Source organism: Streptomyces sp. NPDC049541, from assembly GCF_044465725.1.
Taxonomy (GTDB): domain Bacteria; phylum Actinomycetota; class Actinomycetes; order Streptomycetales; family Streptomycetaceae; genus Streptomyces.
In genome coordinates this window covers 1,307,975-1,321,704 of sequence record NZ_JBITLY010000001.1, presented here as the reverse complement: position 1 = coordinate 1,321,704, position 13,730 = coordinate 1,307,975, and the positions used below count along the sequence as shown (strand labels likewise).

General features: G+C 71.6%; 11 protein-coding genes and 2 pseudogenes. 5 read left to right on the top strand and 8 right to left on the bottom strand.

Going from position 1 to position 13,730, the window contains the following annotated elements; all coding sequences use genetic code 11:
- The first annotated feature begins 241 nt into the window (after window positions 1-241).
- Window positions 242-2,068: an ABC transporter ATP-binding protein gene (locus tag ACIBW9_RS06045; protein WP_398952127.1), complete on the top strand. Its 1,827-nt coding sequence runs from the start codon at window positions 242-244 to the stop codon at window positions 2,066-2,068.
- 21 nt (window positions 2,069-2,089) lie between these two features.
- Here ACIBW9_RS06045 and ACIBW9_RS06040 read toward each other — a convergent pair whose 3' ends face one another.
- The 4 genes from ACIBW9_RS06040 to ACIBW9_RS06025 all read right to left on the bottom strand — a co-directional run bounded on the left by ACIBW9_RS06040 (window position 2,090) and on the right by ACIBW9_RS06025 (window position 5,352).
- Window positions 2,090-2,275, bottom strand: a complete 186-nt coding sequence (locus ACIBW9_RS06040; RefSeq protein ID WP_398951610.1) for a hypothetical protein — start codon at window positions 2,273-2,275, stop codon at window positions 2,090-2,092.
- Between the two features lie 177 nt (window positions 2,276-2,452).
- Entirely contained in the window at window positions 2,453-3,640 is a 1,188-nt protein-coding gene (locus ACIBW9_RS06035; protein WP_398951608.1) for a cytochrome P450, read from the bottom strand.
- A 24-nt stretch (window positions 3,641-3,664) separates the two neighbouring features.
- Complete coding sequence (locus ACIBW9_RS06030) at window positions 3,665-3,883, bottom strand: hypothetical protein (RefSeq protein WP_351469439.1); 219 nt, start codon at window positions 3,881-3,883, stop codon at window positions 3,665-3,667.
- 116 nt (window positions 3,884-3,999) lie between these two features.
- Window positions 4,000-5,352 carry an amidohydrolase gene (locus ACIBW9_RS06025; RefSeq protein WP_398951606.1) on the bottom strand — a complete coding sequence of 451 codons (1,353 nt, stop codon included), beginning with the start codon at window positions 5,350-5,352 and terminating at the stop codon, window positions 4,000-4,002.
- Window positions 5,353-5,489: 137 nt separating this feature from the next.
- On the opposite strand from ACIBW9_RS06025, the gene ACIBW9_RS06020 reads away from it, so the two are divergent.
- Entirely contained in the window at window positions 5,490-6,443 is a 954-nt protein-coding gene (locus ACIBW9_RS06020) for an endonuclease/exonuclease/phosphatase family protein (protein ID WP_398951605.1), read from the top strand.
- 48 nt (window positions 6,444-6,491) lie between these two features.
- Here ACIBW9_RS06020 and ACIBW9_RS06015 read toward each other — a convergent pair whose 3' ends face one another.
- From ACIBW9_RS06015 to ACIBW9_RS06000, 4 genes and pseudogenes are all read right to left on the bottom strand, one after another.
- Complete coding sequence (locus tag ACIBW9_RS06015; protein ID WP_398951603.1) at window positions 6,492-7,472, bottom strand: hypothetical protein; 981 nt, start codon at window positions 7,470-7,472, stop codon at window positions 6,492-6,494.
- Between the two features lie 134 nt (window positions 7,473-7,606).
- A complete protein-coding gene (locus ACIBW9_RS06010; RefSeq protein WP_398951601.1) occupies window positions 7,607-9,508 on the bottom strand; it encodes an FUSC family protein in 1,902 nt (633 codons plus the stop codon).
- A 608-nt stretch (window positions 9,509-10,116) separates the two neighbouring features.
- The gene (locus ACIBW9_RS06005; RefSeq protein ID WP_344403934.1) at window positions 10,117-10,848 is read right to left on the bottom strand and encodes a hypothetical protein; all 732 of its coding nucleotides are present in this window, start codon (window positions 10,846-10,848) and stop codon (window positions 10,117-10,119) included.
- 41 nt (window positions 10,849-10,889) lie between these two features.
- Window positions 10,890-11,700 (bottom strand): annotated as a pseudogene (locus tag ACIBW9_RS06000) (nucleotidyltransferase domain-containing protein).
- Between the two features lie 116 nt (window positions 11,701-11,816).
- Between ACIBW9_RS06000 and ACIBW9_RS05995 the strand changes: the two are divergent.
- The 3 genes and pseudogenes from ACIBW9_RS05995 to infA all read left to right on the top strand — a co-directional run bounded on the left by ACIBW9_RS05995 (window position 11,817) and on the right by infA (window position 13,662).
- The gene (locus tag ACIBW9_RS05995; protein WP_398951599.1) at window positions 11,817-12,476 is read left to right on the top strand and encodes a class I SAM-dependent methyltransferase; all 660 of its coding nucleotides are present in this window, start codon (window positions 11,817-11,819) and stop codon (window positions 12,474-12,476) included.
- 174 nt (window positions 12,477-12,650) lie between these two features.
- Window positions 12,651-13,441 (top strand): annotated as a pseudogene (locus ACIBW9_RS05990) (GNAT family N-acetyltransferase).
- The gene (infA, locus tag ACIBW9_RS05985; protein ID WP_398951597.1) at window positions 13,438-13,662 is read left to right on the top strand and encodes a translation initiation factor IF-1; all 225 of its coding nucleotides are present in this window, start codon (window positions 13,438-13,440) and stop codon (window positions 13,660-13,662) included. The pseudogene ACIBW9_RS05990 and the gene infA overlap by 4 nt, the downstream one beginning before the upstream one ends.
- Window positions 13,663-13,730 lie beyond the last annotated feature (68 nt).

Genomic DNA, 13,730 nt, shown 5'->3' with positions numbered 1-13,730 from the left:
CGCCACGCGCTCTCCCCCGCAGGGTCCGGTCCGGCGATAGTGGCCGTTCGTCGACGTGGATCGGGGGAGGCCGACGGTGGCGGAATCACAGGGCTCGGACGGGCGCGGAACATCACAGGGCTCGGGCAGGCGGGAGAAGAAGCGCGGCGAGGCCCCGCCCGAGGTCTCCGAGTCGGAACAGCTGCTCTTCGGCGGGCCGTTGCGCTACGACCTGGGCTGGAACCAGCACCGGGACGCGTTCATGGAGCTGAGCTTCCGGGCCATGGTGACGCGGCTGCCGGCCCTGCTGGGCTCCAGCTTCCGGCTCGCCTGGCAGGCCGACCGGCGGGCGGCGCGGATCGTGCTGGCGGCCGAGGCGGGTCGGGGCGTGGCCCAGGCGGTGGGCCTGCTCGCCATGAACAGCGTGCTGGGGCGGCTGATCTCCGGCGGCGCGATCGGGGACCGGCTGCGCGACGCCGTACCGGTGCTGGCCGCGATGGCCGCCGTGGCGCTGCTCGGGGCGCTGCTGCGGGGCGCGTCGACGTACGCGACCGGACGCCTGGAACCCAAGGTGGAGCGGGTCGCGACCGAGCTGTATCTGGAACGGGCCGCGGCCGTGGAACTGGCCGCGATCGAGGACCACGCCTTCCACAAGCTGCTGGACACCGCGCAGTACGGCGCCGGTTCGGCGCGGCGGATGATCTCGTACTCCACGCGCGTGGTGAGCGCGCTGATCTCACTGATCGCGGCGGCGGGCGTGCTGACCGTACTGCACCCCGTCCTGCTCCCGCTGCTGGCGACGATGACGCTGCCGACGGCGTGGAGCGCGCTGACGAACGCCCGGCGGCGCTACCAGTCCTGGCACACCTGGGTGCAGCACGCCCGGGCCGGCTATCTGCTCAGCGGCCTGCTCACCGAACCGGCCGCCGCGCCCGAGATCCGGGTGCACGGGGTCGGGCCCTTCCTGCTGCGGCACTACCGCGCCATGGCGGAGACGGCGGAGGCCGAGCAGGCGCGGCTGGCCCGGCTTGCGGCGCGCACCGGGGTGATCGCGTCGGCCTGGACGGGCCTCGCAAGCGTGGCCACGTACGCGACGCTCGCCGGGCTGCTGCTCGCCGGTGCGATGGCGCTGTCCGTGGCCGGTACGGCGGTGATCGCGATCCGCACGGGCTCGTCCAGCTTGGACAACCTGGTGGTGGCGGTCAATTCGCTCCACGAGGACGCCCTGTTCGTGGGCGATCTGCAGAAGCTGTACGTAGAGGCGGCCGAGCGGGCGATCCCGGTCGGCGGCGATCCGCTGCCCGAGGACCCGCGGGAGATCCGCTTCGAGAACGTCACCTTCAGCTACCCGGGCGAGTCCGCCCGCCCCGCCCTCGACGACATCACGCTCACCCTCCCGCTGGGCCGGATCGTGGCACTGGTCGGCGAGAACGGCTCCGGCAAGACGACCCTGGTCAAGCTGCTCGCGGGCCTGTACAAGCCGGACGGCGGACGGATCCTGTGGGACGGCGTCGACGCGGCGACCGCGGACCGGCACCAGCTCGCCGAGCGGGTCGCGATGGTCGCCCAGGACTTCAAGCGCTGGCCGTTCACGGCCCGCGTGAACGTGGCCATCGGCCGCTCCTCCGTGCCCCTGACCGAGGAACGCATGACCACGGCCCTCGCCGAGGCCGGCGCGGAGGACGTGGTGGCGGATCTGCCGCGCGGTCTGGACACCCTGCTGGCCCGCCAGTTCAACGGCGGCCACGAGCTGTCCGGCGGCCAGTGGCAGCGGCTCGGCGTGGCACGGGCCGCCTACCGGCGCGGCCGGATCCTGGTCGTGGACGAGCCGACGGCGGCCCTGGACGCGCGGGCCGAGCTGGAGGTCTTCGAGAAGATCCGCGCCCTGGCCTCGGCCGGGCAGACCGTCGTACTGATCACCCACCGACTGGCTTCGGTGCGCCATGCGGACCTGGTGCACGTCCTCGACCAGGGCCGACTGGCGGAGTCCGGAACCCCGGACGAGCTGCTGGCGAGCGGCGGTATCTACGCGGAGCTGTACTCGCTCCAGGCCGAGCAGTACTCGGCGCCGGTACCGAAGGCCGGTTGAGCCGGCGCCGCTGCGGAGCGGTCAGGCGACCGCGTCGGCGGTCGCCTCGCCGCGGACGACCACGAGAAACGCGTCCGTCGCCAGGTCCATGACGACCTCGGCGGCCAGCCCCTCCAGGCGCCGCGCATGCGCGAACTCCTCGGCCGGCCACGATCCCCGCGGCCCGCCCGCGGGAAAGCGTTCGAGCACTGTTCGCCCGTTCACCATCCTGCACCTCCAGAAAGCGTCGTACTTGTAGGAGTTAACGCCTTCCAGGGGCCGAACGCCTCGCCCAGTTGCCGGACTGAGACGTAGTTGACACTCGTTCACCGCGGACTGTGAGGATCCGGTCACTTAGTGAAGATCCCGGCCAGGTTTCGACTACTTTCTGTTCAACTCTTTGCACTAATCGTGACGCCCTTCTGTATACGTCACCTGGAGCTCGACCAGGCCGCGGCCGCGCAGGGAGCGGCGCCACCGCAGGTCCTCGTCCGCGAGTGCGAGTTCGGGGAAGCGCTCCAGGAGGGCGGCGACGGCGATCTCGGTCTCGGCGCGGGCGAGCGGTGCACCCAGGCAGTAGTGGATGCCGTGGCCGAGGGCGAGGTGACCGGAGGTGTCGCGGGCCAGGTCGAGTCGGTCGGGGTGGGGGAAGCGGGCGGGGTCGCGGTCGGCGGCGGACGGGGAGACCCAGACCGTCTCCCCGGCGGGGATCGTGACCCCGCCGATGGTCACGTCCGCCACGGGGAAGCGCCGGATGGCGAGCAGTGCGGGGCCCTCGTAGCGCAGGAACTCCTGGACGGCGGCGGTGAGTCGGGTCAGGTCCTCGCGCAGGGCGACCAGTTGGTCGGGGTGTTGCAGCAAGGCGAGGATGGCGTTGCCGATGAGCTGCACCGTGTTCTCGTAGCCGGCGAAGAGGATGAGGAAGGCGAGGGACATCAGCTCGTCCTCGCTGAGCCGGTCGCCCTCTTCGCGCACGGCGATCAGATCGGAGAGCAGGTCGTCGGCGGGCTCGCTCCGCTTGTCCGCGAGGAGCCTGGTGAAGTAGCCGAGCATCGCCACCACCGCCTCCTTGGCGGCCTCGGGCCCGGCGTCCGGGGCCGGGGCGACGAGGGTGTCGGTCCAGATCCGGAAGTCGAAGCGGTGCTCGTCCGGGATGCCGAGCAGGTCGCAGATGACGGTGATGGGCAGCGGCGCCGCGTAGGCGGCGATCAGGTCGGCGGTGCCGTGCGGGCCGAGCGCGTCGAGGAGCCGGTCGGCGGTGCGGCGGATCGGCGTACGGAGTTGCTCGACGCGCCGCGTGGTGAAGGCCCGGCCGACCAGGCGGCGCACACGGGTGTGGTCGGGCGGGTCCATGTTGAGGAGGTTGGCGTCGAGCGCCGACGGCAGCGAGAACCCCTTGTACGTGCCCGCGGTGGCGTGCCGTTTGTCGAGCGAGAGCCGCGGGTCGGCAAGGGCCGCGCGTACGTCGTCGTAGCGGGTGACGAGCCAGGCGGGAGTGCCGTCCGGTCCGGCGATGCGGTGCACGGGCGCGGTCTCGCGCAGCCGCCGGTAGACGTCGTAGGGGTGGTCGAGGAGGCCGTCGGCGGGGTCCATGGGAGCAGCGTAGGGCGCGGGGGCTCACGGGTTGGGGGCCGACTGCGTTATCCCCTGGGCGAGTTGACCGACGACGTGGAAGACGCCCTGGCCGAAGGTGGTCGGGGCGATCAGCACGCCGAAGGTCAGGGCGAGAAACACGGTCAGCCAGGCGTCGGAACGGGTGCGGGCCAGCGGCTTGCGCCGTGCCCGCAGGAAGATGACGACAGCGAGCAGCACCGCCACATCGATCGTGAGCTCCACCGGCCGGCCTCCCGTGAGATGAGTACGTCCCGGCCTTCCTGTGTAGCGTGAAACCACTTGGCATGACTGTTCGATCACCCATGGTTGGCGGCAAAGCGCTTCTCCTGGGCCGATTTTCAGGTCTTGTAATCCTGGATCCGGCGGCCATGGCCACGGTCGAGCAGTGCGGGCATCCGCTCCCCCAACTCCCCTACGACCGCGGGGACATCGAGGGTCAGCAGCTCACGGTCGCGCATCAGTACCCGTCCGTCGACGATGGTCGTGCGTACGTCGGAGGAGCGGGCGCTGTGCACGAGGGTGGCGGCGAGGTCGTGGACCGGCTGGGTGTGCGGGCCGGTGAGGTCGACGAGCACGAGGTCCGCGCGCCGGCCGGGGGCGAGGGTACCGAGAGTGTGGCCGAGGCCGACCGCTCGGGCGCTCTGCAGGGTTGCGTGGTGCAGAGCTTGACGGGCGGTCAGCCAGCGTGGGTCGCCTGTGGTCTGCTTCTGGATGAGGGCGGTGAGCGCCATCGACTCCCACACGTCGAGGGAGTTGTTGGAGGCGGCGCCGTCCGTGGCGAGGCCGACGGGGACCCCGATGTCGTACAGGGCGCGGATCGGGGTGGTGGTGGGCCACGCGAACTTGAGGTAACCGCGGGGCGCGGTGGCCACCGACACGCGGCCGGTAGCACCTTGGAGCACGGGCAGGTCGCGCTCGGTGATGCCGGTGCCGTGCGCGATGAGGACGTCGGTGTCGAGGATGCCGGTGCGCCGCAGGATCTCGACGGGGGTGGCGCCGTGGCGTTCGAGGCTGACGTCGGTCTGGTCGCGGTTCTCGGCGGCGTGGATGTGGACGGGCAGGCCGTGTGCGCGGGCGAGTTCGGCGGTGGCGGCGAGGTCCGCGTCGTCCACGGTGTAGGGCGCGTGCGGGGCGAGCGCGGTGGTGATGCGGCCGCCGGCGCCACCCCGGTGCCGTAGCGCGAACTCCAGGGATTTCTCCCGGCCTTGGGGACCTTGGGAGGAGAAGTACGCCTCGCCCAGGTGGGCCCGGATCCCGCACTCCTCGACCACGGCGGCGACCGCGTCCATGGCGAAGTAGTGGTCCGCGAAGCAGGTGACGCCGCCGCGGATCATCTCGGCGCAGGCGAGCCGCGCCCCCAGCTCCACATGCCTTTCGGTGAGGTTGGACTCGACGGGCCAGACGACGTCGTTGAACCACTCCTCGGTGGGCAGGTCCTCGGCGACACCGCGCAGTGCGACCATCGGCGCGTGTGTGTGGCAGTTGATCAGGCCGGGCATGGCGACCTGGCCGCGTCCGTCGATGCGCTCGGCCGCGGCGAGGTGCTCGACCGCGGAGGCGGCCGTCACCGCCTCGACGACCCCGTCCCGTACGACGACGGCGGCGTCCTCCTCGAACCCGACCCGTTCCTGGTCGTCGTGCACGAGGACGGTGCAGCCGGTGATGACGAGGTCGGCGGGAGAGTCGGTCATCCCGCCAACGTACGACGCCGTCGTCGGCCTGCGTGAGCCGATCCGCGCATCCGGTCCCGTCCGGTCGCGGAAACGGCCGGTCTCGGGGACCCTGTCCTCACCACAGCTCGCCGCACGGCTTCTGGAAGGGGCCCGGCATGCTCCTCGGCACCTGGAACCTGGAGAACCTGTACCGGCCCGGCGGCCCCTTCGGGCCCAAGGACAAGGCCGCCTACGAGACGAAGCTGGCCTCACTCGCCGCCGTGATCACGGAGCTCGACCCGGCGCTGCTCGGCGTGCAGGAGGTCGGCGAGCCCGAGGCGTTGGACGACCTGGTCGGCATGCTGGACGGCGACTGGCATGTCGCGCTGTCCGGGCATCCTGACGGCCGGGGCATCCGGGTCGGCTTCCTCAGCCGTACGGCGGTGGAGGTGGTGGCCGACACGAACGCGTTCCCGGAGAAGCTGCGGCCGGTGCAGGAGGACGACTCCGGTGCGCAGGTGTCGGCGGCGGGGCGCGGTTTCCTGGCGGTCGAGGTCGTGACGGACTTCGGTCCGCTGCGGGTGGCTGTGGCCCACCTCAAGTCGAAGCTGCTGAGCTATCCGGGGAACCGTTTCTTCCCCCATGACGAGGGCGAACGGGCCCGCTACGGCGCCTACGCCCTCTACCGGCGGGCCGCCGAGGCGGCGACCCTGCGGGCGCTGGCGGACACCCTGCTGGCCGGGGACGGACCTGAACGGGACGTCGCGGTGCTGGGCGACCTGAACGACGAGGTGCAGGCCGCGACCACGCAGATCCTGCTCGGCCCGCCCGGCTCCGAGATCGGCACACCGGGCTACGACCATCCCGACCAGGGCGATGCGCAACGGCTGTGGGACGTGGCCCCGCTGATCCCCGCCGAGCAGCGCTACTCCCGCATCAACTCCGGGCGCCGCGAACTGATCGACCACATCCTGGTCAGCCACCGCCTGGTCCTGCGGGTGACGGCGGCGGGGACGGGCCTGCCGGGCGACGGGGCGCTGCGGCTGCCGTCGGTGGGGCCGGATCCGGCGGACCGGCGGGGGAAGCCGGGGTCGGACCATGCGCCGGTGTGGGTGCGGGTCGGGCAGTGATCGGCTCGGCGGGGCGCACCCGAGTGGCACGCCCCGCCGTCGGGCTCGTCAGCGGTCCAGGTGGGCGACGAGCAGGTTCGGGTCCTGCTCGGTGAAGTACGCGGCGCTGTTGACGTAGAGCGTGCAGCCGCGCACCGCCACGGAGGTGGGGTTGGACAGCCCGTCCGCCTGGGTGAGGACGACGGAGTGGGTGCCGTCCGGGCGTACCTCGACGAGTTCGCTGACGCCGATCAGGGCGGCGAGCACGGTGTCGTCGTGCGGTCCGGGGAAGGCGAAGTCGTCGACGTTGGTGAGTCCGGTCGCCCGGGTCTGGACCGCGCCCGCGGAGCCGTCCGGCCGTACGGGAATGCGCAGCAGTGTGCCCTGGTCGCTGTTGGACACCCATACGGCTCCGCCGTGGACCTTGACGCCGTTGGCGCCGAAGCCGGCGCCCGTGACCGGGACCGGGTCGAGGGCGGTGTCCGCGGCCCACGCGGTCGGCGTGCCCCCGGCCTGCGGGACCCGCCACACGATGCCCTGGGCCGAGTCGGCGGCGTACAGCACGCCGTGGCGCTCGTCGAGGGCGAGGCCGTTGGGCAGGGCGGTCGCAGGCAGCTGCGCGATCTGCCGGGGTGCGCTGCCGTCGGGGTCGATGCGCCAGACGCCGGTCTTGTCGGTGCCGGTGGCGTAGTCGACGTACAGGGTGCCGTCGTGCGCGCGGGCGATGCCGAAGACGGTCGCGGCCTTCAGCACGGGGGTGTTCGGGTTCGGCTCGTCGGGCAGGGTCGCGCGGATCGTGGTGTGCCCGTGCCGGGTGACGTGGGCGACCTGCCGGGCGGAGGCGAAGGTCAGGTCGGCGGAGCCGTCGGGTTCGACGGCGATGTTCTCCGGGGTCTGCCCTGCGGCGAGGTCGAAGTGGGCGAGAACGCGGGGCTGGGACACGGTCGGTTCGTCCGCGGACGCGGGAGCGGTCGCGAGCACCGCCAGGGCGACGGCGGCCGTGGTGGCACCGACCAGGTGCGGGAGTCTGTGCAGGAGCCTCTGGGACATGAACCTCTCCTGGGACTGGGGCACGAAGGCACACGAGGGCACACGAAGGCACCAGTGTGCGTCGCGGGACAGGAACTGTCGTGCGAATTACCGTGTGTCGCCCGTGAGTTCACCTCGTGGTCACGGCGCGGGTGCTACACGGCGAGGGGCAGCTCGGGCAGGCGAAGTCCGGTCCGTTCGCGTCCCTTCTCGAACTGCCTCAGCAGCTCGGTGAGTTGCTCCCGCTGACGGGCGGACAGACGCCCGGAGTCGTCGAGCTGCACGGCACAGGCGGTGGTGGTGTCGACGAGCTGTTCGAGGACGGCGACGACCTCGTCCGCGCCCTCCGAGTGCCGGGCGAGTGCGGGGAGTTCGGCGGCGGCGAGGGTGATGGCGGTCTCGGCTTCGGCGAGTGTGCGGTAGGCCTCGCGGCGCAGGGTCCAGCGGGTGGCCCGGGAGTCGGGTCCGGCCATGGGGTCGCGGGCCTCACGCAGAACATGGGCGAGGTAGGCGTCCGCGGCGCTGCCCGCCGCGGCGAGCCGGGCCCGCACCGTCCCGCCCCGCTGCCCCGGCATCGGCAGATGCCCGACGATGAGGACGATCGCGCAGGCCAGCAGGGTCTCACCGATCCGGCTGGCGGAGGCCTGCGGCTCCCCGCCGACCATCACCAGGGCGAGTACGAGCACCGTCACGACGGCGGTCTGCGCGGCGAAGTGCCGGGTGGCGACGGGGATGAGGGCCCCGCTGACGGCCACGAGAGCGATGAGACCCTCCGGCCGGGGCAGCACGGCAGCGAACCCGGCGAAGACCAGAGCCCCGAGCACCGTCCCGGCCGCCCGGCACAACACCCGCGAGACCAGCGGCCCGAGGTCGGGCTTGACGAGGAAGACGGCGGTGGCCGGCAGCCAGTACCAGTGCGTGTGCTGCCCGTACCAGCGGGCGTGGTGCAGGGCCTGCGCCACGGCCGCACCGGCCCCGAAGCACAGGGCGACCCGCAGCCCGTACTCCCGACCACCGGCCCCGAAGGCGAGACGGAACAGGTCCTTGGCGGTACGCCGCCGGGTGTGCAGGTCGCCCCCTTTCCCCTGGTCGAAGGCGTCGGCGGCATGCAGCAGCGCGTCGTCGAGGGCGCGAAGGGCGGGGGCCGAGCGGTGGGGCGCGGGCAGCGGCCCGGTGTGCGTGTTCTCCCGTACGGCGGCCGCGAGCCGCCGGGGCCCTTCGGACGCCCGTCCGGGGACGGCCTCCCCGGCCCACGCGAGTGCGGTCGCGGCCTCGGCGAGCGGGAGGGCCGCGGCGTACTGCGCGTGCAGCCGTCGCTCCGCGGCGGAGGAGGCGTAACGCCGCAGCCGGGGGCCGGCGAGGGCGTCCTGCGCATGGTCGAGGGCCGCGGTCAGCGCGGCCCGGCGCGCGATGCCGTCCTTCGACCCCGCCGCCTCGAGCAGATCCGCGACGGCCTCGTACACGGCCGCCACGGCAGCCCGCTCCCCGTCGAACCGGAAGTCACCGGCGGTGGCGCCGGGGGTGGGGAGCAGCAGCCGCAGGGCGAGCAGCCATCCGGCGCCCGCGAGGAAGGCCAGGGCACGCAGCCACCCCGCCTCCGGGACCGGCATCCCGGCCCCGATGGCGGAGGCGACGAGCAACTGCGTCCCCGCGCCGGAGGCGACGGGCCCGATGACGCTGACGCCTCCGGCCAGCAGCCCGACACCGGTGAGCAGGAGGGTGAGCACGACCGCTCCGACATGCGCCCCGGCATACGTCCCGACGAGCAGCCCACAGGCCCCCGCGAGCGCAGGGACGCCGAGCCGTTTGACGGAAGCGCGGCGGCTGCCGGGCCGGTCGTTGATCCCGGCGAGCATGGCGGCGATGGCGGCGACGACACCGAGGGAGGTGCGACCGACGAGCACCGCGGCGAGGAGAAGCGGCCCGGCGGCAAGAGCACCGCGCACGACGGCACTCCAGGGGATGGGGCCGCGCTGGGCGCGGAGAGCGTGGGCGAGCCAGGGCGGCAGCGCGAGGTGACGGGTTTCAGAGCCGGTGCGGGCGGCAGGACGGGTCACGGGGGCTGGGCTCCTGTACGGACGAGGGCGGGGTGTGCCTTCGGGCGACGGTGGCCGAGTATGCGAGGTGTGGTTCCCACGGTAGATCGCGTTCCGGGAGCGAACGGGACGATTGTGTTTCCGGGGCGTGACGGTTGGCCCGGAGGGCGCTTTCTTTATGAACGCAATTCCGCGACGAACGCAATTCCCCGAGGAACGCGGACGGACCCGGGGGCGTAGCCTGCCCCCGGGCCCTGGGATGCCGTCCATGTTCACACGCCGGCACGCTTGAGAACCCAGGTCAGTCGTTATGTCGTCGCGTCCTGCCTTTGGACCACCGCACATCGAGCTGTGCGGACTGGACTTGAACCAGCATTTCGACGCGCTGGGGCCTGGGCCCGGTCGATCCGGCGATCGACGGCGAATGCTGAGTCTGGAGCGAGAGTCTGAGTTTGATCGCGGTCTGCCTCTGCCAATTGGGCTACCGCGGCACGGGGATCACTCCCATTGCTCTTGATGCCGCGGGGAGGACTCGAACCTCCACTGGAACCGCGCAGTCACGACAAGCTTCAGCTTCAGCTTGCGCTCTTCGCGCACCCCGGCCGCAAGGGGCCGGGGAGTCTCAAAGGCTACCCGAACAGGTAGCCGAACACGGCGTCACCGACCCGCTGGTCGACGACATCGGTGCCGTTCGCCTCCTCACGCGCGAACTTCACTGCCTGCTGCAACTTCTCGACGCGGTCGAGGAGTTCGTTGACGCGGCGGGCGGGCAGGGCGCCGGAGAACTTCACGGTGGTCCAGTACCCGACGGGAATGTCCTCGTAGTAGACCTCGACCTGAGCGGGATGCTTCTCGGTCGCCTCGGCCTTGACGTGGTTCCGCGGCACCTTCTTGGTCCGCAGCGTCCGTACCGGCTCGGTCTTCCAGGCATCCGTGGACGGGTCCTGCACCCACGACTCGGAGGCGTCGAGCACGGGCAGCTTCCGTACGAAGGTGTTGAGATCGACAAGCTGCTTCTCGAGGAAGAGCAGGTACGACACCGGCACATCGGCGACCAGCACCCGCCCGTCCACCTTCACATCGGCGCGCGCCGTGCAGTTGGCCCAGTCCTTCGTGGCGGTCACGTCGAACAGCCGGGTCAGGGTCGCCGCGGTCTCCCGCAGCACGTCCTCGGCCTGGACCTGCACCCGCGTCGACTCGGGCGGCAGTTGCTCGCCCTCCTCGTCCTTCGGCTGGTAGGTACGCGAGATACCGGCCAGCAGAGCGGGCTTCTGCAGCCCGTGATGAGCGGCCGTCAGGTCCTGGTGCGCCTTGGACTTGATGCCCTTCTCCACTGCGATGATCTGATTGAGTTTCGCCACGTCCGGGACGGTAGCAGCGACAACTGCGCAATCTCGAAGGATTATTCGCCGCCGGTGAAGGGTTGCACCGGAGAGATCAAGGGTTGCATTGCAGATGAGAAGAGAGCCTCCGCGTTCTCGATCACCCGCACCAACGCCTCCGGTTCGAAGGCGAGTTGCTCGAGGACTGCGTCAGTCCTTCGCAGTCCGGCCCGCTCCAGCAACCGCTTCTCGTTCGTCACCCACTCCCCGCGTGCCGCCAGCACCGCGTGCCCGGTCTGTACGGCGGCTGTGGCAATGGCACCGGCGACCTCGGTGAGGCGGCCCTGGGGAGCGTGGTTGGCCTTCGCGTAGGCGAGCGTGGAACGGGCGGTGTCGCGCCAGCGCTCGGCGGCGGAGACCCGCAGCTTCTCCGGATACGGGGGCCGGCCGGGGCGCCTCGCCCCGAAGCACCCGGTTGACCGCCAGTTCGGCCACGACCAGATAGCTCGGAATCCCGGCGAGGTGGAACATCAACGGCTCCACCCGGAACCGCCCTTCCTCCGCATGCGCCAACTCGTGCTCGACGACGTCGAGATCGCGGTAGTGGACGTCGACGCGCCGGCCGTCGATCGTCAGCCAGGCGCCGCCGTTGAAGACACCGCCGCCCCAGCCGCCGACCTCCGAGACTTCGCCCTCCCAGCCGAGGGTGCGCAGATCGGCCGGGTCGAACGGTCCGCGGTAGTAGACGGCCAGGTCCCAGTCGCTGTCCGGACGGTGCGTGCCCTGGGCGCGGGAGCCGCCGAGGGCGACGGCCCGGACCGTGGGAAGGGCGGCGAGGCGGTCGGCGACGGTGTCGAGGAACCCCTGATCGTCTCTGGTCAGCTCCACCATGCCGGCCATCCTGCCAGGGCGTGACCGACACCACCTCATCGGCGTGCGCAGCCGCCGCAGCGCCTGCGGCACGCTCACCCTGTACGGCGACGACCACCATGGAGGGGAACAGCAGCATGCAGACCGAAGACGGAGACGTACTGGCGCAGTTGGCACAGGCTCTCCAGCCCTCCGCCCCCATCCCGCCGGGTGACAACTGGGCCGCGGCCCCCGATCTGCTGCTGTACCTCGTGGAGCAGATACGGTCGCGGCGCCCCGCACTCGTCGTCGAACTGGGCAGCGGCACCTCGACGTTGTGGCTCGCGACCGCCCTGCGCACCTTCGGCGTACCGGGCCGGGTGGTGAGCCTGGAACACGATCCCGGCTATCACAAGCAGACCGCGCAGGAGCTCCACCGCCTGGGTCTCGGTGACTTCGCCGAGGTACGGCTCGCTCCGCTGGAGCAGTTCACCATCCGGGGCGAGACCTGGCCCTGGTACGGCGAGGCGGCCTGGCGCGAGCTGAGGGGTTGCGGCCTGCTGTTCGTGGACGGCCCTCCCGGATGGTCCGCACCGCTCGCCCGCTACCCGGCCGTACCCCTGCTGGCCGACGCTCTCCTCCCCGGAGCGGCGGTCCTCCTCGACGACCACGATCGCGCCGATGAGCAGGCCATAGTCGCCCGTTGGCTGCAGCAGCACCCGACCTGGACCCTCGAACGCCTCGCTCACCGGAAGGGAACGGCGGTGCTGCACGTTCCGGAGACGGAGCCGAACGGCGAGCGCTCGGAAATGGTTTGAGCGAGGCCGAGCCCCACTGCTACGTTCCTGATGGACCGTGAAGTCGTCGTATGGAGGTGAGCCCCGTGAACGCAGTTACCCGTGGGTGCTCCCTCAACCCGTCACGGTCCGGCGGCTGACGTTCGGTGTCGCCAGGAGCGCCTGAGTTCGAGGCACTCCTGGAGGGAGACTCCGATGAACACAAAGCCTTTCACATCCGGCCCGGGCGAGAACGCTGTGGTGATCACGCGCGTCGCGGACCGGCAATGGCATGCACTGGACGACGACCTGGTGGTCGGCCGCGGGCATGCGGAGCACCGGCCCGACGGACGCCTGTTCGTCAGCATCGACGCCTGGCACGAGGCCACCTTCGACCGGCTCGCCGAGGCGATGCTCGCGGAACTTCCGGCGCCGCTGTACACGGTGGTCGACGAAGCCGACGTCGAGCTGACGGCCGGCTGGCGACGGGCCGGTTTCACGGTCCGGCGCCGCGAGTGGGAGTACGCCGTGCCGACCGACCCGCAGGTCACGGGGCTCGAAGCGGTCCTGCCGCCTGAGGGCGTGACGATCGTGCCCGCCGGTCGGGCGGACGAGGGCCTGCTGCGGGCGGCGGACCGCGCGATCCGTGCCGAGGTCGAGGCGAGTGTCGGATGGCACTCGATGCCCGCGGAGGTCGTTCGCCGCTCCGCTGACGACACCATCGTCGATCCGTCGAAGTACGCGGTGGCCGCGGCGGCGGACCGCTACCTGGGGCTGGTCCGGGCGGTGACGGTGATCCGGCCGCGCATCGGGCTGGTCGCCGTGCGGGCCGGTGAACAGCGCCGCGGCATCGCGCGGGCGCTGCTCGCCCACGTGCTGGGGACGGCGCACCACTCCGGGTTCGCCACGGCTGGGCCGAGGTCCAGGAGTCCAACCGGGCGGCCTCTGCGCTGTTCGAGGGCATCGGCGCCCGGCCGGGGAGCAGCAACCTGGAGCTGGTGCGATGACGAGGAACAAGAACGTCATCGAGGTCGAGGGCAAGGTCGTCGAGTGCCTGCGCAGCGCCATGTTCACCGTGGAGCTCGACAACGGCCACCAGGTGCTCGCGCACATCAGCGGCAAGATCCGCAAGAACTACATCAGGATCCTGCTGGAGGACCGGGTGCTGGTGGAGCTGCCGCCGTATGACCTGACGCGCGGCCGGATCGTGTTCCGGTACCGGAACTAGCGGCGACCCGGGCTGGGCGGAGGGAAATTCGGATGCGCTGCCGGCGGCCGGGCCGGACCATCGGTGAG